Origin of the sequence: Sarcina ventriculi, assembly GCF_900456775.1 — a bacterium.
GTDB lineage: Bacteria > Bacillota > Clostridia > Clostridiales > Clostridiaceae > Sarcina > Sarcina ventriculi.
This window is the reverse complement of record NZ_UAUL01000002.1, coordinates 21,898-46,508: the sequence shown is the minus strand read 5'-3', so window position 1 is coordinate 46,508 and position 24,611 is coordinate 21,898. Positions and strand designations below refer to the sequence as shown.

The 24,611-nt window shown below is 24.4% G+C and carries 22 protein-coding genes; 9 read left to right on the top strand and 13 right to left on the bottom strand.

The window, feature by feature from the left end:
- From DR020_RS03840 to yjeM, 5 genes are all read right to left on the bottom strand, one after another.
- Positions 1–270 (bottom strand): hypothetical protein (locus tag DR020_RS03840; protein ID WP_408069127.1); only part of this gene is annotated, 270 nt, incomplete at its 3' end.
- Between the two features lie 172 nt (positions 271–442).
- A complete protein-coding gene (locus tag DR020_RS03835; RefSeq protein WP_112365327.1) occupies positions 443–2,452 on the bottom strand; it encodes an FUSC family protein in 2,010 nt (669 codons plus the stop codon).
- A 262-nt stretch (positions 2,453–2,714) separates the two neighbouring features.
- A complete protein-coding gene (locus DR020_RS03830; protein ID WP_112365326.1) occupies positions 2,715–3,890 on the bottom strand; it encodes a macrolide family glycosyltransferase in 1,176 nt (391 codons plus the stop codon).
- Positions 3,891–4,020: 130 nt separating this feature from the next.
- Positions 4,021–4,902 carry a potassium channel family protein gene (locus DR020_RS03825; RefSeq protein WP_112365325.1) on the bottom strand — a complete coding sequence of 294 codons (882 nt, stop codon included), beginning with the start codon at positions 4,900–4,902 and terminating at the stop codon, positions 4,021–4,023.
- Between the two features lie 122 nt (positions 4,903–5,024).
- Positions 5,025–6,566, bottom strand: coding sequence for a glutamate/gamma-aminobutyrate family transporter YjeM (yjeM, locus tag DR020_RS03820; protein ID WP_055257389.1), 1,542 nt, complete (start codon positions 6,564–6,566; stop codon positions 5,025–5,027).
- A 486-nt stretch (positions 6,567–7,052) separates the two neighbouring features.
- On the opposite strand from yjeM, the gene DR020_RS03815 reads away from it, so the two are divergent.
- Both DR020_RS03815 and DR020_RS03810 read left to right on the top strand, forming a co-directional pair.
- Positions 7,053–7,295: a hypothetical protein gene (locus DR020_RS03815; RefSeq protein ID WP_055257390.1), complete on the top strand. Its 243-nt coding sequence runs from the start codon at positions 7,053–7,055 to the stop codon at positions 7,293–7,295.
- A 111-nt stretch (positions 7,296–7,406) separates the two neighbouring features.
- Positions 7,407–7,811: a PH domain-containing protein gene (locus DR020_RS03810; RefSeq protein ID WP_055257391.1), complete on the top strand. Its 405-nt coding sequence runs from the start codon at positions 7,407–7,409 to the stop codon at positions 7,809–7,811.
- A 33-nt stretch (positions 7,812–7,844) separates the two neighbouring features.
- On the opposite strand, the gene DR020_RS03805 is transcribed toward DR020_RS03810, so the two are convergent.
- Positions 7,845–8,669, bottom strand: a complete 825-nt coding sequence (locus tag DR020_RS03805) for a nitroreductase family protein (RefSeq protein WP_112365324.1) — start codon at positions 8,667–8,669, stop codon at positions 7,845–7,847.
- 364 nt (positions 8,670–9,033) lie between these two features.
- Here DR020_RS03805 and DR020_RS03800 point away from each other — a divergent pair, with 364 nt between their 5' ends.
- A complete protein-coding gene (locus DR020_RS03800; RefSeq protein ID WP_112365323.1) occupies positions 9,034–9,549 on the top strand; it encodes a hypothetical protein in 516 nt (171 codons plus the stop codon).
- A gap of 215 nt (positions 9,550–9,764) precedes the next feature.
- Positions 9,765–10,976 carry an FprA family A-type flavoprotein gene (locus DR020_RS03795; protein ID WP_235865661.1) on the top strand — a complete coding sequence of 404 codons (1,212 nt, stop codon included), beginning with the start codon at positions 9,765–9,767 and terminating at the stop codon, positions 10,974–10,976.
- 57 nt (positions 10,977–11,033) lie between these two features.
- Here the strand turns inward: DR020_RS03795 and DR020_RS03790 are convergent, their stop codons facing one another.
- Complete coding sequence (locus tag DR020_RS03790; protein WP_112365322.1) at positions 11,034–11,804, bottom strand: SDR family NAD(P)-dependent oxidoreductase; 771 nt, start codon at positions 11,802–11,804, stop codon at positions 11,034–11,036.
- 156 nt (positions 11,805–11,960) lie between these two features.
- Complete coding sequence (locus DR020_RS03785; protein ID WP_160110443.1) at positions 11,961–13,130, bottom strand: DUF1002 domain-containing protein; 1,170 nt, start codon at positions 13,128–13,130, stop codon at positions 11,961–11,963.
- Positions 13,131–13,333: 203 nt separating this feature from the next.
- Here DR020_RS03785 and DR020_RS03780 point away from each other — a divergent pair, with 203 nt between their 5' ends.
- The 4 genes from DR020_RS03780 to DR020_RS03765 all read left to right on the top strand — a co-directional run bounded on the left by DR020_RS03780 (position 13,334) and on the right by DR020_RS03765 (position 17,551).
- Positions 13,334–14,167 (top strand): deoxyribonuclease IV, encoded by an 834-nt coding sequence (locus tag DR020_RS03780; RefSeq protein ID WP_055257395.1) that lies wholly within the window; start codon positions 13,334–13,336, stop codon positions 14,165–14,167.
- Positions 14,168–14,240: 73 nt separating this feature from the next.
- Complete coding sequence (locus tag DR020_RS03775; protein ID WP_112365320.1) at positions 14,241–15,341, top strand: tetratricopeptide repeat-containing glycosyltransferase; 1,101 nt, start codon at positions 14,241–14,243, stop codon at positions 15,339–15,341.
- 219 nt (positions 15,342–15,560) lie between these two features.
- On the top strand, positions 15,561–16,790 hold the full coding sequence (locus DR020_RS03770) for an MBL fold metallo-hydrolase (RefSeq protein WP_082412314.1): 1,230 nt from the start codon (positions 15,561–15,563) through the stop codon (positions 16,788–16,790).
- 98 nt (positions 16,791–16,888) lie between these two features.
- Entirely contained in the window at positions 16,889–17,551 is a 663-nt protein-coding gene (locus DR020_RS03765; protein WP_112365319.1) for a hypothetical protein, read from the top strand.
- Positions 17,552–17,598: 47 nt separating this feature from the next.
- Here the strand turns inward: DR020_RS03765 and DR020_RS03760 are convergent, their stop codons facing one another.
- The 3 genes from DR020_RS03760 to DR020_RS03750 form a co-directional block, all read right to left on the bottom strand.
- Entirely contained in the window at positions 17,599–18,342 is a 744-nt protein-coding gene (locus DR020_RS03760; RefSeq protein ID WP_055257398.1) for a hypothetical protein, read from the bottom strand.
- A 260-nt stretch (positions 18,343–18,602) separates the two neighbouring features.
- Complete coding sequence (locus DR020_RS03755; protein WP_160110442.1) at positions 18,603–19,346, bottom strand: replication initiation protein; 744 nt, start codon at positions 19,344–19,346, stop codon at positions 18,603–18,605.
- 5 nt (positions 19,347–19,351) lie between these two features.
- The gene (locus DR020_RS03750) at positions 19,352–20,605 is read right to left on the bottom strand and encodes an MFS transporter (RefSeq protein WP_055257400.1); all 1,254 of its coding nucleotides are present in this window, start codon (positions 20,603–20,605) and stop codon (positions 19,352–19,354) included.
- 253 nt (positions 20,606–20,858) lie between these two features.
- On the opposite strand from DR020_RS03750, the gene DR020_RS03745 reads away from it, so the two are divergent.
- On the top strand, positions 20,859–22,451 hold the full coding sequence (locus DR020_RS03745) for a putative polysaccharide biosynthesis protein (RefSeq protein WP_160110441.1): 1,593 nt from the start codon (positions 20,859–20,861) through the stop codon (positions 22,449–22,451).
- Between the two features lie 32 nt (positions 22,452–22,483).
- Here the strand turns inward: DR020_RS03745 and DR020_RS03740 are convergent, their stop codons facing one another.
- Entirely contained in the window at positions 22,484–23,488 is a 1,005-nt protein-coding gene (locus DR020_RS03740) for a hypothetical protein (protein WP_055257402.1), read from the bottom strand.
- A gap of 80 nt (positions 23,489–23,568) precedes the next feature.
- A complete protein-coding gene (locus DR020_RS03735; RefSeq protein WP_055257403.1) occupies positions 23,569–24,225 on the bottom strand; it encodes a hypothetical protein in 657 nt (218 codons plus the stop codon).
- Positions 24,226–24,611 lie beyond the last annotated feature (386 nt).

Here is a 24,611-nt window from a genome sequence, read left to right as displayed (position 1 = left end):
AATATAGATATTGTAAGCTGCTAAAAATGAAAATACACCTATAAATAAATATATAAGTAAAAACTTAATTATATTTTTAAATGGAGATGAAGTTAAATCTTTTTGAAAGAGCATTGCAGATACATTTACTATTAAAAAACCAACAATAGCATTACTAACACCAAAAAAGTGCCAATAACTAAAAAACATCATAATTCCTAAGACATATATTAAAGTTTTAGGAATTACATTATTAGTATCAATATTTAATTTATTTTTAATTATATTCATAAAATCATTATCCTTTGTTATATTTAAATAATTATATATATGATTTCCTTTAATTAAAATAATTATTTCATCTTAATGTAAATAAATTATTTTATTAATTAATAAAATTTAAGACAGTAATTAAAAGAATAACTTAAAAAGCAGTAAAGAATAAACTTTGCTGCTTTTTAAGTTAATTATAAAATGTAAAAATTATTATTTTGATTCTTTCGCCTAAATCTTTTGAAATTTGGAGTCTTGAATAAATTCTATTTAAATTTATTAAAACTAGTTTTCCTTGATAACTATCAATACTATTAAAATTATTTTTATTTTTTATTCTTATTTGTTTTAAGAATGTTTCTTCATCATATTCTATATAATCTCTTGAGTTCACCTTATAGATATCAGTGAGTTCTTTTTTAAACTGGTTTAACACAGAATCATCTATAGGAGTTTTATATAATGAATAAAATAGAAAATATATGTTGTTCATTAATATTCTCTGGTTATATGTAAAATCTTTTATATATTTAACATTATTAGATCCGTTATTTAATAATATTTTATCTTCATAAAGTTTTCCCTTTATTAATCTATCATTTAATTCTTTAAACAATTCCTCATCTATTTTATTGTTAAAAGCATAAGTTATGGTATCTTTACTTAAATTAAAATATGATCTTGTAAAATTTTTTAAAGAATCTAAAGTATTATAAGGAAATAAATATTTAGTTCCTAAATATCCAATTAAGATTCCTATTGCCATATATATAAATCTATAAAGGGTAGTTTCATAAGCGTTATCACCAAGCAATGTAAATATTCCAAGAACTATAGGGGTTATGCATGCCATTTTATTATCATAATTTTTAAAGAATAAATACATATAGTATAATAATAAATATATAACAATTTTTATAGAAAGAATAGGTACAAATAAAGTTATTATCATAAAGATGATTATTCCAATAATTGTTCCTCTAAATCTTAGTAAAAATCTTTGCCTAGAATTTTCTGTATAAGGTTGAATAACTGCAAATAAGGTAATTGTTATCCAGTATCCAAATGGTATATTTAAAAATTTTACTACAAAATAAGAACCTGCAATTAAGAATGATAATCTAAAAGCATAAGTAAATTTTAAAGATTTAAAGTTAAAATTTAATGTTAAAATATTTTTAAACATTGACATATCAGGTATTGGAATGAAATAACTTATTTTGGACTTACATTTGCAATTTTCTTTTTCTTTTGCAAAATTAGATAAAGAAAATTTAAGCATGGACATATTTTGAATAAGTTCGTAAGCTGAATAATTGAAACTAAGAAAAGTTTCATATTTTTCAGTAAATTCATCTATTTCAAGTATTAATAGATAAATAGCGTCCTCAGTTTCTATAAATCTAATTATTTTATCCATAAGTGTTGATAAATCTTTTAAAAATTTTTTATATATTTCATCGTTAGCAGGATGATATAATTCATCTAAAGAATAATTAAGCCTTTCCACATAAAGAGCAAAATTAAGTCTTATGCTATCTATATTTTCCATACAAAAACGACTATCTTTTCTTTCATTAAGAATATTTACTATATTATCTATGTATTTTTCAACATTTACATAATCATATCTAATATCTTTATTATTTATTAACGCATCTATCTTTAAAGATATTTCTTTTACTAATCCTATTAAGTTAGCTCTTAAAGCTTTTTTGGACCTATTATGATTTATAATAAGTTGACTAACTACTATAAATAAAGATCCTATACCTAAACATAAAAGTCTTGTAGGTAGCTCATTCATTGTAACAGGATGCCTTAATAAAATTAAATAAGATAATAAAAATGGTGGCAAAATAGTGGTTTTGAAATCATAAAATAGAGTATAAACCATAAAAAATATACAAAAAAAGTTTACAAAAAAACCTAAATAAATATTGTAACTTGATATAAATGTACAAATTCCAATAAAGAAATATATAAACAAAAATTTTAATATATTTCTTAATGGCTTAGCTGTTAAATCCTTATGAAATAGCATTGTTGCAGCATTTACGATTAAAAAACCAATAATAGCATTACTAACGCCAAAAAATTCCCAATATCCAAAAAATATTATGATTCCTAAAATATAAATTAAAGTTTTAGCAAATAAGTTTTTATTATCAATATTAAATTTAGTCATTATTGCTTCCATAATATTTGTTCCTTTGCATATACATTATTAAATTTTCAAATAACAGTATTACTTAAATAATATATATAATAAATATTTAAGTAAAGTAGTTATTGTTATTAAATTGTAATAGTTTTTAATAAATAATGATTAAATCATTAATAAAAAAAATAGTTAATGTAAAAGTTTATATAAAATATATGATTTATTATCTGTTTTATAAATTAACTAAAAATATAAAAAAAGAGGCATGAATAATTCATACCTCTTTTACTATTTCTAGTTATATTGTTTTATATATAGATGTTGAATTAGAACTAGCAGTTCTAAGGGATTGTCCAAGTTTAATTGCATTTTCTTTGTATGATGAATCATTTAATAATAAATTCATATCTTCTTGTAATTTAGCAACTGTAGCATCTTTTGCAGGAAGTAAAATTCCAGCTCCTAATTCAACAACTCTATTTCCAACTATAAACTGATCTCCAAATTGAGGTACTATAACTAAAGGTATGTTATTATATAAAGCTTCACTAGAACTATTCATTCCACCATGAGTTACAAAAACATCTGTTTTCTTTAAAACTTCAAGTTGAGGTACATAATTATAAACCTTGAAATTTTGAGGTATATCTCCTAAATCAGATATATTTGTCTTTTTACCAACTGATAAAACTACTTGTACATCTTTCATTGAGCCATATGCTTCGAATGTTTTTTTATAAAAATCTAAATTTTGATTATCTATAGTTCCAAGAGAAATATAAATAAGTTTCTTATCTTTATCTTTTTCTAATTTAAAATCGATTTGCTCTGTTCTTTCAGTTAAAGAAGGTCCAACAAAAATAAATTTATCATCAAATTCTTGTGAAAATGGTTGATAATATTTAGATGTAAATACCAAATTTAAATCTGCTTCACTATTTATCATAGTTTCAATCATATTCTTAACTTTGATATCATATTTTTTATTTATGTCTTGTGTTGCTTCTTCGAAAGACGCTAACATTTTTCTAAAATCTATGTTATTGTTAGAAACATTAGTATTTTTTGCAAACATATTAATCATATCTTTAGAAAAGGCAAATGTAGTATAAAAACTTATAGTTTTTTCTATATTTAATTTTTCAGCAATATTTTTTCCAACTGATAATACAGAATTATATATTAGGCAATCAAATTTTTGTGTTTCCTTTAAAACTTCTGATAAAACTGCATCTGCTAAATTTACCATATTATTTATAAGAGTTTTTTCATCGCCTCTGCCACCATCTTTTCCTTTGATTTCTTTATATTCATAAGATTTAAAAGTGGCTCCAGCACCTTCAATTTTTTCTCTAAAATCTTCAGTTGAGTAATATGTAACTTTATTTCCAAAGCTTATAAGATCTTTTACTAGCTTTATTGTTGGATTTACATGTCCATGAGCTGATATGTTTACTATTAATATATTTTTCATTAGTATCCTCCTAGTATTATATTATTGCTATTTATTAATAGTTAATAATAACGAATAAAACGTATCGTTTATTTTTATACTAACCATTATAACATATTTTTTTAAACTTGTATGTTTAATTTCTATAATTTTAATTAGATAAATCCTTATGAGATAAAATACTACTTATAAATATACTTATACATATAACACTAGTTACTGCAATAAATATTGTAACTATTTTAGCTAATCCTGTAATAGGAATTATATCTCCATAACCTACAGTAGTAAATGTTATTAAGGTAAAATAAAATAAATCAAAATTAGTAGGTTTATTTGTAAAAGCATGTGGATTTCCACTATTTATAAGTACTACAGCCAAATATAAATTTAATATAATCATAATTATTAGTATGATAGATGCTATAATTATTCTTGTAAAACTAACATCATTTTGATTTTTGCTTTTAATATTTTTAGGGTTTTTCATAATTCTAATAAGAATTTTAATATTTAACGCATAACATATAAAACATCCTAAAAGACCAACTAAATAAATTTTAGAAATTTGTTTTGGAAATATTAAAATAGCTGTTGAATATGAACTGATTATAAAATAACTTAATAATAAATCAATTTTTAAGTTTTTATCTTCTACATTGTATAAAAATTTATTTATACTAGTTAATATATAGACTATATAACCGATGGAATAGTGCACTATAAGCATAAAAAATATTATTAAAAGCATTTTAATTGAAATATTAAAAAAAACATTACTTGATATAAAAAAATATCTCCAAATACTTGTACTCAAACTTATGAGTGCGCTAACTTCTGCAAATATTATAATAAATCCTTGAATAAGAGTAATTAGAAATGATTTATCTTTAAAAAAATCTAAATATGTTCTATTTACATTATTTATAGATAACTTTATAAGATTAAATAATAATAAATTTTTAGCTTTGTTTCTTAAAGAAATAATTAATACTACTATTGCCGTTGAAAATAGTATTATAAATAGCCCCATAATTATATAATCACCTCGAAATTTTAATAAATAATTAACATGTATGTTTTATCCAGAGATTATTATATCAAAATATGTAATATTTTCATATAATAATAAAAAATGATCTACTATATAGTAGATCATTTTTTATTATTTCTTTTTTGTTTTCTTTGATATAATACTGCAAGAATAAAACCTATAAAACCAAATATTAAAGGTCCAGCTGCAATCCATATACCTTCTTGAATATTACCTTGAAGGAAGGGTTGTACAATTGAAAAACCATTGGCACCTATTAAAGTTATAAGTGTTATTGTTCCGACTATGACACCCACTTTTTTACTGAAAAACGTATATTCTTTTTTTATATTATCGTTTAATTTAAACTTTATGTATGCAAAAACTATAAAGGCCCAAGGAACAGATGTACCTACTGTAACCATAAATGTTAAATTGTTATATACTGTATTTGCTGTGTTTCCACCAAATCCTATCGCAAGCATACCACCAACTATAATAGCTGCTTGTATATATAAAGCATTAGCATTAAAACCATGTTTATTCTTTTTAGTTACAACCTTAGGAAGCATTCCTTCAGGCATTCCTTCAAATATTTGCTTTATTGGATAATAAAGAGTTAAAGGAAGATTCATCATAGCAATAAGACTTATCCAGTTTGTAATTCTATTTACCCATTGTCCAAGAGCTATTGAAGCTGTATTAGACATTCCAAGGTGAGTTCCTAAAAGATAAAACTGTTGTTGTATCATATATATAGGATAGTTATATAAATTTACATTAGGGCTTCCAAAAGTATCTTTCCAATTTAAAACCATACCGCTTATAATTATAATAGCTATGTATAATATTCCCATAACTATTCCCATAAATATCATTGCTCTAGGAACAGTTTTTTTAGGATTTTTAACTTTATCAACAAGTCCACCTATACTTTCCATGCCACCTAAAATAAATATAGCAAAAACTAAAAATCCTAATGCTGAAAATACATTGTCGTAGCTTGGATTAGGTCCGTAAAATAAAGATTTAATTCCATTAAAGGCAAATGATTGTTGGAAATGAAAACCACTTAAACAAAATACTAAAATTCCTCCACCTAGAATTAAAACATGCATTACTATTGTAATTAACATAGACATATTTGCAAGAAATGAAACTGATTTAACACCTTTACGACAAAAGAATACTACAGCTAAAAACCACACAACACCAATTAAAGAAGTTGTTGCAGTATTACTTAAACCAAATAGATGCCATGTTTCAGAAATATCTTTACCAAATATTGCAGTTGATATAGTAATGGCAACAGAACTTAAACTAAACCACCAAATAATAGCTGCTATATACCAAATAAAAGCTCCTGTTGTACTAAACTTTAATCCAACTGATTTTGTCATCCATGAAAAAATACCACCTTTTTCTTCACTAAAAGCAGAGCTCATTTCAGATACCATAAACATATAAGGTATAAAAAATAAAATAATACCTATAACGATATACGTTATTCCCGCATAACCCATTTGATAATAAATCTGTTGACCATTACCTAAACTATATACAGTCATAAAAATCATAGCAACAAATGACCAAAAACCTATTTTATAAACCTTAGTCTTATTGTTAGCGCTATCTAATAACTCTAAATCCGTATTATTTTCCATTAATATTTTCCTCTCTTTATAAATTATTAATAAAATAATATCATGTCATAAAAAGAAATTCAATACTCAATAATGAATATTTATTTAATATAATAGTAATAAATATTCAATTTTATTGAAGATTATTTAGTGAGATTCTATTAGGAAAATTAATATATACTTATTAAATCTAATATATTATTATTAATTTTATTAAACAAATATTTTGACAAAACCAAAATATTTTATATTCATACAATATTTTAATGATTTATCACAATAAATTATTTTTTATTATATCATATTATGATTAGGTATATTTTATATTTAAAATACTATTTGTTCAGGAAAAATAATACATATAACTTGATATTAAATTGTATTTTTTATATAATGATAAAATGTTTTAATAAATATAAATTTAATTAAACAAATATAATTAAGTGTTATGTTTATAAAATATATTTTATGAATTATTAAAGAGAGTTGACAATTAGGAGGATACATATGACTTGGAAAGAAGTTGTTAAAACCGCTAAATATAAATGGGTTGTTATAGAAGTTATAAAAGCAAAATCAGAAAATGGAAAAAGGATTATAGAAGATATGAACCTTTTAGCAGAGTATGAAAGCGGTGGAGAAGCATTAAAAGATTATGCTAAAAGAAAAAAAGAAAATAAAGAAAAAGAATTTTATGTTCATGATTCAACAGTAGATTTTCTTGATATAGACGAAGTTAAATTAGATTAAAGACAAAAACACAGTATATTAAAATACTGTGTTTTTATTTAAAAAATAATAATATATTTATACAAATAAGTATGGTATAATCGTGTAAATATAACTTTAGGAGGATTTATTATGGGATTATATGATAAATTAGTTGGAAATGCTACTTTAACTACTAAAACGGACTATATAGATGATTATCTCTTAGACAACGAAGATGTTATAATGGCATATCAATTTATAAGAGATTCGATAATATTAACTAATCTAGGCATATATATAATAGATGTTCAAGGAATAACAGGTAAAAAGGTTGAAGTTAAATTTTTTCCTGCTAAAACTATAAAAACTATTTCTTTTGAAACAGCAGGAAATTTTGATTTAGATGTGGATATAAAAATAGGAGTGGATGGGAATACTGTGGTAAATCAACAAGGAATCTATCACTCAGCCCCTATAAGTTTTAAAGTCCCAAGGTCACAAGCGAAGGAAGCTAAAGAAATAGTTAATTTAATTAAGAAATATTACCTTTGTTAAATAAAAAAATAAGGCTAATTTAGCCTTGTTTTTTTATTTCCAAATAATATTTGCATCATTTCTAGGTACAGTTCTAAAGTATTTCACAGAAGGGTAGCCTAAAATCATGCATGTTACTATTTTGTTAGAGTCTGAAATACCAAGAAATTCTCTAATTTCTTGACTATTTTTTGCAGCAAAAACTAAAAAACCACTATATAATGCACCAAGACCTAAAGAATTTGCCATAAGTTCCATATTTGAAGAAGCTAAGGATGCGTTAACATCTGAATCAGAAAGTACAAATATTAAAGAGCTAGAGTTAAATAATAATTTATCACTATTTTCTTTATTAGCTTTGAAATCATTATACATTTTCATCCACATTTTTGCATAAGCTTTATATTTTTTATGCTCAAGGTTATCACTTTTTAAAATATTTTCTCCAAGTTTATTTAATGTTTCAAGAGCAAGTCCTCTTAATTTTTGTATATTCTCTTTAACTACTATGTAAGAAACATTTTGCATATTGCTAGAAGTTGGAGCATATCGACCAGCTTCAATTATTTTTTCAATTTTTTCAACTTCTACTTCTTTAGAAACATCGAATTGGCGAGTTGTCCTTCTAAATTTCATAAAGTTTAGAAGATTTTCAGAATTTATCTTAAAATTATCTTCAATATATTCCTTAACTTCCCCCATATCATATTCATCAGAATAAACAGCGTTTTTAGGACAAATAGCTATACAGTGTCCACACTTAAAACAAGTAAGATTGCGAATCTTAGCTTTATTTTCTTTAATTTTTATACAACCAAGCAAACAATCTTTAACACAAAGACCACAACCAACACATTTTTCTTCATTTACTAACATCATAATATTCAAAAATCTCCTAATCATTATTATATTTACTGTTCTTTTTAGAACATTTACAATTATATCATAATAATTTTTATTTTTATAAGTTTAACATTTTAAATTCCATTTGATAACTACATTTTTCTAAAAAAATTAGTATTTATAAAATAAATAACTAAAAAACACTATAATAATTACATTCTGCATATTTATATGAAAAAAATGGTTCGACAAAATATTACACATATGATAAAATAAATTTATAAAATATTCATTTATTAAATAATAAGATATTTTAATTAATAAAATTAATTTTATTGAAAAAAAGTTATTTTATACAAAGGAAAATAAATTCATAAATAGCAAATAAAGGCGGGATAATATGAACTATAAGAAAATGAAAATTTTAGAAAACGAAAGAAAACTTGAAAAATTATATCAAAAGATAACTGAAGAACTAAAAATTGACTTATTTATAAAACCAGAACAAGATAACGAAATGAAATTAAAAACTAGAAAGCTTCATATTTGCGCATCACTTGCCATGCAAAAATTAGAAAGAGATAATCATTTATATTTATTACTTTCTATATTAGATAAATACTTTAATTATGGAATTGGAGATTATTTAAAAACTTTAAAAAATGATGAAATAGAGTATACTGATGTTATGAGATATAATCCATATAAAGATTTAACTATAAATACTAAAACTTTTAAAGAAGTATTTGGATTAGAACACTTCATGGAATATAGAGATAAAAATTATGTTTATAATAAAAAACCTATAGTAAAAATAGAAGAACTTGAACAAGGCTATATGAAAATATCTAGCACAGAAGTATTTAATGACTTTGTAAAATTTATCTGTGATGAATTTGGTTATAAAACAATTTAGTATAAAATAGAAGATTACATAGAATAATAAACACTAGTTAACTAGTGTTTATTATTTTAAACTTTTGTTAACATGTTGAAAATATTATAATAAAAATGTTATTATATTAATGTAAAATTGTTATTTGTTAATAATTATTATTTATTTAATTTTTAATAATAGAAATATCAAGATTCTTAAAGAAAAGAGAGGTGAAGGGCTTTTTGCCTTTTAAAATGATGAAATATTTAAATGTAAAAAAAGATCTATACTGGGTTGGAGTGTTAGACCATAATTTAAGGGTTTTTGACATAATAATGAAAACTCCATACGGAACTAGCTATAATTCTTATGTTATAAAAGGAAGTGAAAAAATAGCTATATTTGAGACTGTTAAGGAAGAATTTTTTGATGAATACATAGAAAGATTAAAAAGTTTACATATTGATATAAAAAATGTTGATTATATAATAGTTAGCCATACTGAGCCAGATCATGCAGGTTCTATAGGGAAGATTTTAGAACTTGCACCAAAGGCTAAAGTAATTGCATCTCCTATGGCTTTAAAATTTATTAAAGGGATAGTAAATAAAGATTTTGAATCTATTCAAGTTTGTAATGGGGATTGTATATCTCTTGGAAATAAAACTTTGAAATTTTTCTCGGTTCCACAACTTCATTGGCCAGATACAATTTATACATATATTGAAGAAGATAAAACTCTTATAACATGCGATTCATTTGGTTCTCATTACTGTTTTGACAAAATGTTTGATGATTTAATAGTGGATAAAAGTAATTATATGGGGGCTCTTGAGCATTACTTCAATTGCATAATAGCACCATTTAAACCTTTTGTGTTAAAAGCTATTAATAAGATAGAAAATTTGGATATAGATGTGATTTGTCCAGGACACGGACCTATTTTAAGAGAAAATCCCAAAAAAATAATTGAAATATATAGAAAGTGGAGCACTCCAAAACCTAAAAATGATATAAAAAAGGCTACTGTTTTTTATGTTTCAGCTTATGGTTATACTAAAATGTTAGCAGAAGCTATAGTAGATGGTATAAAAGATGGTAATTTAGAAAAAATAGATGTTAAGCTTTATGAAATAACAAGTGTTGAGCAAAGCAAACTTTTAGATGAAATTGTTCAATCTGATGCTATTTTATTTGGATCTCCAACTATTTTAGCAGAACTTTTAGAACCTGTTAGAGAATTACTTGCAAGATTAAATCCTGTAATTCACGGTGGAAAAATAGCAGGTGCATTTGGTTCTTATGGTTGGAGTGGAGAAGCTGTTCCAAGAATAGAGTCTAGACTTAAAGAACTTAGAATGAAGATGCCTTTAGAATCCCTTAGTGTTAATTTTAAACCTTCAGAAGAAGAACTTAAAAAGGCATTTGAATATGGAAAAGGAATTGCAAGTTGTTTATTAAAATAAGGATAAGATAAGATTAAAGATGTTGCTTTTATATTAAAAGTAACATCTTTTTATTGTTTACTTATTTTTGTTTTGACTCATAACCCAAATATTCATTATAAAATCTTTAGGGAAAAATTTAGTTCCTACAAATTGACTTAAACTAAAAGCACCGTAAATAGATATTGATTTGTTTTTTTTCATATCACGAAGCGCCTTTTTTACAACATCTTTTGCATCTGACATAAAGGCATAATTATTAACGGCATTAGGGTTTTTAGTTTTTTTAGCAGTCTCAAAAAAATTTGTTCTAACCCATCCAGGGCATACAGCAGTAACTAAAATTCTTCTTTCTTTTAATTCGTAATTTAATGCTCTAGAATAACTAAGTACAAATGCTTTAGTGGAAGCATACACATTAGCAAAAGGAAGTGGCTGAAAAGATGATGATGAGCATATTTGCAATATTTTAGAAAATTCATTCATAAATGGAAGAGTCTTTTCAGTCATAGAAACTAATGCTTTACAATTTAAATCTATCATTTTTAATGAATCCTCAAGAGGAATTTCTGAATAATTACCAAATTTACCGAAACCAGCGCAATTTATAAGCAACTTTACATTAGGTTTTTCTTTTTTAAGCTCTTCTTCATAAATTTTGAAACTAGAATTTAATGATAAATCCAATGGAATGATTTTAAGGTTAGTATGTATAATATCTCTTAGAGCTTCTAATTTTTCTCTTTGCCTAGCAATAACCCATATTTCATCAAAGTTATAGGAGTCTATTTGTTTTAAAAATTCTTTTCCAAGTCCTGATGAGGCACCTGTTATAATAGCTATATTCATGTTAAATTACCTTCTCTTATATAAATTTTATTTTTTATGACATGTAATATATTTTTAATTTTTATAAATAACTTTTACTGTACTGTAATTATAAATAATAAAAAAAAACTTGGCAATAAGAAATATTATTACCAAATATATAAAATTAATAATACATTAATTAAAAGTATTATTTGTATTAGTGTCACTATTTTCATCTTTTGATAAATTATTAGTATCATCTGTTATTACTTCATCAGTGTTTTCTGATTCTTTTTTATCAATTGTATTTGTTGTTGAATTTTCATTAGATGATGACTCATCAGCTAAACCAAGAATATTTCCATTTACATCATATTTAACACCATCTTTTTCAACAACCACATTATCTGCACCAACTATTAATGCTTTTACCTTATTTGTTATAGAGCAAAAACTATCCCAAGAAACAGTAGCTAAACTTTTTATTTTATTCCAAGTTTTATTTATAAAACCACTTTCATTTAGTTCTTTGCCTGCCTTATTTAATGATTCTTGTATATTGGTTGTCATTTGTTTTAAATAACTCTTCATTTCACCATAATTAAAGTTTAAATCATTAATACTAGACATTAGTGTTACTATTTGACCCTTTTCTTGACTTGTTAAGTTTATGTTGTAATTATTAACTATATTTGTGACTATTCTATCTATAGCAATATCAGTTTTAGGAGAGTCTTTTATTACTTGTGTTTTTATTTCATTTATAATAAGAGCAACTTCATCTTTTCCTAAAGTTTGTCCAGTTTCTGTCGTTGCATTACTTAGAGTATTTGTTACATTAATCTCTTCTTTGGCAACTTCTTTATGATTAAGAGATAATTCTTCACCTGTTGCATCTTCAAAACCTTTCAAAATACCAGCAAGTGCTGCAGTTCCTGTTACTGGAAATGGAGATGAAGCTTTAACATTAGCATCTGTTATTCCAGATGTTAAAAGTGCATTTTGTAACATAGAACCAGTAACCTCTGTAAGATTATTAGTTGAAACTTTAATCCCATATCCAGATTTCTCTACTTTAACATAACAGCTAGAATAAGAATTATTTTTTGAACTTTTGGATGTAGCAGGTCCAAGTCCCAATTGTTCTCTTATATCATCTACAGTAATATTTATAATTGTTACGTTATTGTCGTTTTTTGAAACACCAAATTCATTTAACATATCTTCTTTTTGAGATGAAGTTAAATCATTTCCTAAACTTACCGCAATATCTGTTGAAGCAAAAACAGGAATATTTAATACCCCAGCTAGACAAACTCCAGAAAGTCCAGTTGCTATTGATTTTTTTATATTTTTATGCTTCATAACTTTCCCCCTAATAATACAAATATAATATTCTAATTTTATCATATTTTTCTATTAAATTTATTATTTATATAAATTTAACAATTTATTAATATTATATATTTAAAACATAACAAAAATTAATAATACCTCTAAAAAGCCATTGATTTATTTTATACAACATATTAGCATTGTATTTGATAAAATATTTGGGAGGATAATATATGTTAAATATAGGATGTCATTTATCTACATCTAAAGGCTTTAAATCAATGGGAGATACTGCTCTTAGTATTGGAGCGAATACATTTCAATTTTTCACGAGAAATCCAAGAGGGGGTAAAGCAAAAGATATAGATAAACAAGATATAGAAGAACTTTTAAAATTGATGAAGGAATATAATTTTGGGAAAATTTTAGCTCATGCCCCATATACCTTAAATCCTTGCTCTAAAGATGAAAGCATTAGGGAATTTGCTTATAAAATTATGGAAGATGATTTGAAGAGGATGGAATACTTACCTAATAACCTATACAATTTCCACCCTGGAAGTCACGTAAAACAAGGAGTAGATATCGGGATTAATTACATTATTGAATTATTAAACAAAGTTATTAAAAAAGACCAAACAACAAAAATTTTATTAGAAACAATGTCTGGAAAAGGTACTGAAATTGGACGAAATTTTAATGAAATAAAGGCTATAATCGATGGAGTTAACTTAAATGAGCATATAGGTGTATGCCTTGATACTTGTCATATTTTTGATGGCGGTTATGATATCGTAAATAATTTAGATAATGTCTTAGCTGAATTTGATGATGTGATAGGATTAGATAAATTATGTGCTATTCATTTAAATGATAGTAAAAATATCTTAGGAAGCCATAAAGATAGACATGAAAAAATTGGTCTAGGTAATATAGGTTTAGACGCTATAGGTAATATTATAAATCATGAAAAGCTTAAAAATTTACCTTTTTTCTTGGAAACTCCTAATGAATTAGATGGATATGCTAAAGAAATTTCTCTTTTAAAAAGTATTTATAGATGTTAATAATTTTAAATCATATAAAATCTAATAATAAAATACATATAAATATAAATATTTTTATGTTAAAGGATTGTATATGGGAAAGTATAAAATATGTGTATATGGTGTTTGTAAAAATGAAGAAAAATTCGCAAAAAGATGTATGGATAGCTTAAAAGATGCTGATTTAGTTGTTTTTGGTGATACAGGCTCCACTGATAATACTGTTGCCATTTTAAGAGATTGTGGAGCTAAAGTATATGAAATACCAGTAAAACCTTGGAGGTTTGATGTTGCCAGAAATGCGTGTTTAGAAAAAATACCTGAAGATATCGATATTTGCGTTTGTATTGACCTAGATGAGGTCTTAGAAGATGGGTGGAGAGAAGCATTAGAGAGTGTGTGGGAAAAGGATACGAATAGAGCTAATTACCTTTATATATGGAAGTTTAATCCTGATGGTTCGCCAGGGGTTTGGTATTATCATGAAAGAATTCATAGTAGACACAATTATAGATGGATTTATCCAACACATGAGGTTTTAGAATATCTAGGAGAGGGGAGAGAAAAGTGGTGTTTGGCAAAAGATTTAATTTTCAAACACTATCCAGATACCAATAAATCTAGAAGCTTTAACTTATCTCTTTTGGAACTTGCCGTAAATGAAAATCCTAATAATGCTCGAAATATTAATTATTTAGGCAGAGAGTATTACTTTATGGGTAAATGGGATAAAGCTATTGAAACATTAGAAAAATATTTATCTTTAAAAGATGCTACATGGAAAGAGGAGAGGAGCTTTGCGTTAAGATATATAGCTTGTTGCTATAAAGAAAAAGGTGAGTTAGATACCGCTAAATTATATCTTTTAAAAGCAATGTCAGAAGCGCCTAATATGCGAGAACCTTATGTTGAGATGGCTAGATTGGCTTATTTGGAAAAAGATTGGAATTTGATTTTAATAATGATTAAATTAGCTTTAGAAATAAAAGAAAATACAACAAATCATCACAATGAGCAATTTGCTTGGAATGAAACACCTTATGATTTAGCCTCTCTCGCATATTATTACACAGGAGATTATAATAAATCATTAAAATATGCACTAGAAGCACTTAAAATATCACCAAATGATGAACGAATAAAAAATAATTTTAACATAATAAAAAATTCAGTAAATAATGAATTTGTAATATAAATATAAAATTATATCATAGGACATAAAATTTGATTTTAATGAAATATGTCCTATGATTTGTATATATTATTTTATAAAAAGTATTTAAGTATGATTATTTTTGAAATGAAAAGGTTATACTATATGAAGATAGAAAATTATACTGGAATGTAGAAGGGGAAATATGATAATATTTTAATGTTAGTAAATTTATATAGTTCAGGAGGAAAATTATGTAATATGTTGTTTTTATTATTAAAGATTTTAATTGGAATAATAATAGGATTATCAATTGGAGCTTTTTTCTTCATGAAATATTTTCCAAGTTTCGGAGCCAAGGCTCCTAAAAAAGGAACTACGGCATTTAAAGAAAGTGATCATTATAAAGATAATCAATTTTTTTACTCAATTACAGATATTGAAAAAAAACCGAAAAAACCGTATAAAGCTTTATCTAATGCTTTATGGTTTATTAAAAATAAAATTTTCAGAAATCCTAGATTGAGACCAGAAGGGGATTTACCATTTAAAAAATATGAATTCAAGGATTTAGATTCAAATGTAACATCTGTAACCTGGTTTGGACATTCATCTCTATTATTAGAAATAAGTGGTAAAAGATTGCTTTTAGATCCAATGTTTGGGAAAATACCATCTCCAGTACCTTATTTTGGAACAAGACGTTTCAATCAAGCACCCATAGATGTAGAAAAAATTCCATCAATAGATGCTGTGATTTTCTCTCATGACCATTATGATCATTTAGATTATTGGACAATAAAAAGAATAAAAGATAAAGTAAATCATTTTTTTGTGCCATTGGGTGTTGCAGGGCATCTTGAAAGATGGAACATTCCCAAAAATAAAATTACAGAAATTGATTGGTGGAACGAAGTTAACTTTGAAGGAATTAATTTAGTATGTACACCAACAAAACATTTTTCAGGAAGAAGTTTTGCAAATCATACATCTTTAAGTTGTTCTTGGGTAATATATAATAAGAAGAAAAAAATATTTTTTAGTGGTGATGGAGATTATGAAAAACACTTTAAAGAAATAGGAGAAAAATATGGACCTTTTGATTTAACTCTTATGGAGTGTGGTCAATATGATATCAGATGGCCTAATATTCATATGTTCCCAGAACAAAGTGTACAAGCTCATATAGATTTAAAAGGTAAGGTTATGATACCTATCCATTGGGCGACATTTGCATTAGCTTTTCACGATTGGGATGATTCTATAAACAGAGTTATAAAAGAGGGAGAGAAGAAAAATATACAAATATCTACACCTTTCATAGGAGAAAGGGTTATCTTAAATGATAATGCTGAATATCCAACTAAAAAATGGTGGAGCGAATTAGTACATAATAATAGTGAAAAAGATATTTATATATCTGAAGAAATTGTGGATTCTCAAGAAAGTTATAAAGATGATTATATAAAAGATATAAAAAAGGCTAATTAAAAAAATTCCTAAGTATAATAATGTGCATATGTAGTTTATTTGTTAAAAAAGTGTTAATATATAAATATGGACATTTTATACAAAAGGAGTGGATATTGATGGAAATAATGATTAATAGTAAAGATGAATTTTTAAACAGATGCATGATATATGAGATGATAGCACATTTAGATGATAAGCATGCTCAAAGAATAGCAGCATATATTTCATATAATGCAAAACTAGAAGATATAGAATATATACTTAGAAACTGTATAAACATTGAATCTATTTATGGCAGTAGTATAAATGACAACTATGTTTCCATTATAATTAGAAAAAATCTAAATGGTAATAAAGAAAATTTAAATTTTTCTTTTAAAGATGGTTTTATGCTTGATAAGTATGCATCTTATTATAATAATCAAATGCTTAAAAACTATTTGAAAAAGGTTAGTTTAGTAAATTTTTATCCTAAGCCTATAGAGAAATTGATAAATGAATTAAATAATCATACTTGTATAAAATGTATGCTATTAGCTAAAGGGGATTTCAAAGTAGTTATTGATGATAATAACATTGCAAAGTTTATTCATAATGAAACAGTATTTAAGACATATTTATTAGATGATAAACACACCAATGAAGAAATAGCTAAAATATTGAAAGAGATACATGAGAAAGAAAAATCAGCAAAAAACATCAGTAATCAACAAAAAAAAGTTGGAAAATCTTATGACAATTCAGATATCATAAGATTGGCGAAACTTTTAAATAAATAAATAAAATGACCGTCTATAAATAATATTTATAGATGGTCATTTTATCTTTAGGCAAAATGCTTTGAATAAATTTTGTTTTCGTTTATGTTTATAGAACAAATATTATTATTATATTTTTGTATGTGATAATTATACATATAGTTAAATGAAGTATAATCACTATCATCATTGCAATCGTTTATTAAAAACATAATTATAGTTTCTATAATTTCATTTGTAACATTAAGAGGAAGATTAAGATATGCAAAGCCATTATCTCTTAATTGTTTAAAATATGATTTTTTAATAAAGGATGACAAAAATAAAGTTTCTTTTTCCATTAATTCCAACGTTAATGCCATTATTTGTTCATGTTTTATAAAGTTATAATCTTTTTTATATTTTAAAAATAAACTTTCAGAATCATAAACTTCACCAAGTAATAAAGTCATAAAATAATGAAAATATATTAAATTTCCCATACTTAAATTACATTTATTTATAAAATAAGAATTTGATTTTATTTCAGTTCCAAAGAATTTGCAAAATCCATTATAACAATTTTGTAATAACTTTTCTTTGTTTTTATTTAAAACCTTTTCTATTAAATTTGCATGATAATCCAACTTAGCATTTAAAGGTTTATCAATGATTTGTATACTATCTATTTCTATACAATGTTGTTTTTCTTTTAAGAAATTTTCAAACCTTTCTATTGAATTATTATTTTCCAATCTTTTTAAATCTACCCTATAGTTTAATCCCCTCATTTGAAAATTAATAGTTTTTTCTACTTGTGTATAACCTACCATAAATTCTCACCTCTGACTATATTATACCATACATACCTATAAAAATCCATAATATAACAAAATATTTAAAATTATTCTTTTTTACATTATCTTTCAACTTTCTTTTTAAATGTAATTAATTGTAATTTTTATACTATGCTTTTTAAATTTAATTTCGTAATATTTTTAATTAAATATGTGAGTGTAAATTTATTAAAAATATTAAAATCGTATTAAATAATAAAATAATTACTTAATACGATTTTAATATAGGTGCTTTTTTAAGAAATAATTATATTTTTTAATGCCAATTTAATAGAATCCACACAAATTTTATTATTATTTGCATCTTTTACGTTATATACATTTTCAAATATAATTATATTTAATGAATCTACCTTTTTTCCAATTTTTATTTCTTCAAATTCAAAATATATATCTGTTTTTTGTTTTAGCATTTGTTGAGTATATAATAAAACCTTTCTTTTAAAATCAGCGTATAATTTATATTCGTTATTTAAATGTAGAAGTTCTTTAAGCCTTTCAATTTTAATGTTATAAATTTTATTAGTTTTTGCTGGTTTTAAAATTTCATACATCTTTATTGAATTTTTACTATTTAGATTTAAAAGTTCTGTTGCATTTCCAAGTTCAAAAAGCTTTCTTAATTTTAGATAAAAAGGTTTTATATTTTCATAAAAAGCAACTTCTATATAATTATCATCTATATTAAAAAATACAGATGATAATATATTAAAACAAAGATAAGATTTATCGGAAATACTTTTCATCTCTATATATATTTGAAGCAAACTTTTAACTACTTTACAACACTTTTCTTTACTTAATCCTAAATAATTAGCTAGCTTATCTAATTTAAACTTATATGAAGTTTTGCTATCATCTTTATTTACAGATAAGATTAAAAGATTTAGAAATTCTTTTTGAATTTTATCTATTTTTATCGAATTACATATTGTAAAATCGCTTTTTAAAAATGAAAAAGATAAATCATATAAACTCAAAATTATCACTCCTTATAGACTGCAATTTCTATTTCATTTTCTGAATCTGCACTATTTCTATTTTTCATAATCAATTTAGGAAATGCTATAAATGCAATTATTGTAACTAAAATGGCAAGAGAAATTATAACGACGATTGCATACTTTGTATCTATTCCCCAAAGGAAACCAGTTATCGCACTTCCAAAAAAACCTCCGATATATGTAAAAGCATTAACAATACCATTTAAAGACCCTCTATATTCAGGTTTTACTATATGATTTGTCGCAGTAGGAATTAAATTAGTTAATATGAAATAAGCTGCAAAAGCTAATGCGCTACCTATTATTAAAAATACTAATGAATTTGATGCAAATATTAAAATAATTCCTGAAAAAACAAAAAATAAACTAGCAATTATAGCTACTTGCTTAGAATATGATCTTTTAACAAATACAACTGATATTTTCATTGAAGCTATACCAATTAACATAGCTGGTGTATAAACCATCCAAAGGTTTACTTCTCCAACTAAATGCGTAGCATATTCAGGGATTATTATAAATGTAGACATATATACAAAAAGAGCTATAAATCCAACAAAACAAAAACCAACAAATTTCCAATTCTTTAATAACGAGATTGTATATTTAGAAGTTTCTTTAGATTTTATTGCCTGTTCTTCTTTTGATAATTTTATTTCATTTTTATTTCTATCATCTTTAAGAAAAAATAAAATAAGAAAAAATACTACAATAACTAAAATAGTTGCAATAGCATAAAGTTCTTGAACATTCCATATTAAAATAAGAAGAGGGCCTCCTCCTAAAGCAGCTACTATAAAAAAGGATATTATAAGAGAACAAAGCCCCATAGCATCCGCTCTTTTTTCATCTTCAATTTCTTTAGCAATCCATGCAAAGACTCCAGCAGTTATAGCACCTGTACCTTGTAAAAATCTAGACAGAATGTATATGTAAGCATTTTGGGAAAATGTCGATAATCCTAAACCACATATAAGAAGAGCCAATCCGAATAATACAATGCGCTTGTTACCAAATCTATCACAAAATCTTCCAAAAGGTACTTGGAAAAATGATTGTGTTAAACTGAATCCTCCTAAAGCTATACCACTTAAAGCTAATGTACCATATTTAAGTTCTAAAGTGTAATTAGAAATAAATGGAGCAACTAAACTCATACCAAGATTTCTTATTCCTAGTGCTAATCCTAAAATTATAATAAATTTAAGCTGACTATTAGATAATTTTTTTTTCATCTTTTCCTCCTATGTATTATTTTTTATAAATTAATTTTTAATAAGACAAATAAGTACATAAGTCATAATAAACTTTTATTTTTATTATGTCAATAAAGCTACATAGTCATAATAAAAATAAAATTGTTTAAAAAATTAACAAAAATTTAATATTTTTTATTATTATAAATATTATTGTAAATATTATATAAAAAGAGGTATAATAAGCAATAATTAATAATCTCACACAAACATAACAGAAAGGAGAAATGTTTTGAGTGAAAAAAATAGTTCAAAGGGATTAATAATATTAGCATTTACTAATATTTGCTCAAAAATTTTATCCCTTGTATATATACCACTTTTAATCATGAGTATAGGGAAATTTGGATATGGTGTTTATTATGCATCTTATAACGTCTATACTTTTGTATATATGGTTACAATCTCAGGGGTATCAACTGCTATACCTAAACTTATTTCTCAATATAATGAAACAGGGCATGAAAAAGATGCCATGGCGAGTTTTAAGTTAGGGTTATTAGTTCTCTTATCAATGGGAACTATTATGATGCTTATATTATTTGCATTTACAAAACCAATAACAAATTTTATAGGTTATTCAGATGCATATTTTGCAATTTTAACACTTTGTCCAAGTATACTACTTACAGCTATTGGAAGCGCTTATAGAGGATATTTTCAAGGAAGACACAATTTAACTCCAATTGGAATATCTCAATTTATAGAACAAATTTTAAATATAGTTTTTAGTATATTGTTTTCTTTTATACTTAAAAGATATGGTGTGGCTCTAGGAGTTGCTGGAGGAGCTGTAGGTACTGCTGTTGGAGCAGGGGGGTCTCTTGTATATTTATTATATAAATACAAAAAAGATAAAACCATTAAGAGAATTTCTAAACAAAGAATGCATACAAATCGTTATATATTAAATTATATAATTAGATATTCTATTCCTCTTTTATTATCAGCTGTATTTATTTATGCAGGAAGCAATTTAATAGATGTAGCCAATATAAATAATGGACTAGCGAAGGCTGGTTTTGATGAATATGTAAGAGGAGTTAAATATGGAGATTATGGTAACTATACGCAAATAATTAATGTTCCTATGATACTCATAAGTTCTTTAGCAGTTTCAGTACTTCCTATTATATCTGGAGCGAATGTATTAAATGATAAAACAAAACTTAAAGTATCTATTGAAAAGCTTATAAAAACAGGATTTTTAATAGGCATTCCTTCAGCTATCGGATTATCTGTACTTAGTAAATCAGTATTTACAATGATATTTGGAGCTAGTAATTTAGGTGGAGCCTCAATTATGAAGTTTGGTGCATATGTATTTATTTTTTCATCTATTTATCAATTAAGTTACACAATGTTAAATAGTTTAGGAAAAGTTAAAGAAGGAGCTATTATATCATTTATTGGAGTAGTGATAAAAATTATTTGTAACTTTATACTAATACCAATCGCAAGTATAAATATATTTGGTGTTATAATAGGACTTCTAATATCTAATATAATAACTATGATCCTTAATATAAAGGTAATAGAAAAACATATAGGTGTTTTTGGAGTGCTTAAAGATAGTTGGCAAAAACCAGCTTTAAGTGGAATTGTTATGGGGGTTATAATATTTATTTTAAATAAAGCTTTATATGCATTATTTGTAGTAGTTGTTCCTAGTTATATAGCTAATGTATTTAGTCTTCTAATAACAATTTATACTGGGGTATTAGTTTATATAAATATGATGCTAAGCATAAAAGGGATAGATGAAACCATTATGGACATGGTTCCTAGAAAATTTAAAAAAGTTTTACTACTAAAAAATATTTAAATAAAAAAGGGGCTAAAACTTTTAGCTCCTTTTTAAATATATATACTAATAGGTATTACAAATAAAGTGTTCTCATCATAATTAATTTTAGGTGGATTAGGAATTGATATACCATTATTTCTCAATATATTTAAATATGGCTCGAGATTATTCAAAAAACCTTCATAATAATCATGATGTCCAGTTTTTCTAAGTAAACTTAAATTTTCATTTTTCGAACAATGCTTAAGAACTTTTCCAAATATAGTAAGACAACAATTAGACTTGTCAAATATGTGAGCCTTACTTTCTAAAAAATTATCATCAATAACAGTTAAAATGACAACTTTATCACCACAATTCACCACAATATCACCAGTATGTTGTTTTTCTAAAGTTGCCTTAAAATGAATTAAAACTTTTAAGAGTGCATTGAATGTCCAAATTCCTGGATTATTATTAGCTATTAAATTATCCAATAGATTTACATTTTCTGAAGTATTAAAAGAATCTATAATAGTTATTAAATAGTCTAAATAACAAACTAATGATACACATGTTATTTCACCTTTAATCTCAATATAATCACCAGAATTAAATGATACGTTCATTATGTTATCTTTAGTAATATTGTTTTTTATAATATTATAATAATTCATATATTCATACAATTCTCGGTGAAGAGAGAAATACGTATATATGGTTTCATTACTTTCTTGAAATCTTACATTTCTACGACCTTCTAAACTTTCATTTCGAAAATCTTCATCACAGCAATAATTTACATTATTTTTACTTTTTATATGTGAATCATTACTTCTTGGGGTTATCGATTGCTTATTTACTTGTTTACTTTTACTATACTCATTATGATCATGAGTTTTTAATCCATCATCTATTTTTCCTGAAATATAATTATCTATAGTTTTAGTTATTGTTCTTTTTTGAATATATCCATTTAAAAATACAGAAGACAAGCCATTTATGAGTATAGAATCTAAATATATAAAGATATTTGTATAAGATGTAGTAGAATCATTTGAAAAAAAATTATCCAAAGGAATCCTCCTTAACTTAAACATAGTTATATAATATGTTTAAGTTGTTCCTTTAGATAATATTCTTAAATTTAAACTAATTATTTTTTAAATATATTATTAATAACTTTTTTAAAAAAACTTTTTTTATTAAGCTCTTGTTTTTCAATTAATCTTTCTTTTAAATTAATAAGCTTAGTATCAACTTCTCTGCAATGTTTTTCTAAAAGTTTTTCCTCCTCTAATTTTAATTGTTGTTCTTTAGTTAATTTTTTTTCTTCTTTTTCCTCGGTTTCAAAAATAGTTTTACCCTTAAAATCAATAGGTGCCACATAAATGTTTGTTTTATCATCATTTTTTATATTTTTCTTTTTCGTATTTTTTACTTCCTTTTTTTCTTGATTATTAGATGATATTGTCGTAACTTTTTTAGTAGGATTCTGAATAAAATTTTCTAAATTAACATCTTCTAAACTTTTATTTTCATATGATTTAGTGCTACTAGATGTAACTGCAACTTCTTCTAAAGAAATCCCCATTTCATCCGTAGTTACACTTAAAGTAGTTATTGTTTTATTAAAAACTTCTTCAATATATTTAATTCCTTCATTAGAAATAAAGGTTTTTCCATCAATTTTTATCATAGGTTTTATGATGTTCCTATTTTTTTTTAAAACTTTATATACTTGTGATTTAGATATTTTTAAAGCAGTAGAAACATCTTCTACTGATAACATTTCATTTTTTACAGTATTCATTCTAAATTGAGCCCTCCTAAAGCGTATAAAATAAACCAACATATTATATATTCTTACAAAAAATGTATATTCCTTCTAAATAATAAATATTTTGTAAAAAAACATTGTTAAATATAATTTAAAACATATATAATTATGTTTTAAATTATTATACATATTTTATATTAAAAGTATTTTTTAAAAAAATAAAGTTAATAAGTAAACAATATAATTAAATTTTTTTTTAAAATTCATGTATTTTTTTTAAACATTAAGTGGAATTAAAATAATCTTAAAAAAAAACAAAAAAATGTCTAAAAAGGTAATGTGAAATTTGTTGACTAATGGCAAAAACTATAATAATATAAAGTCATCAGATGAATATACTAACGAAGTTAAATTATCAA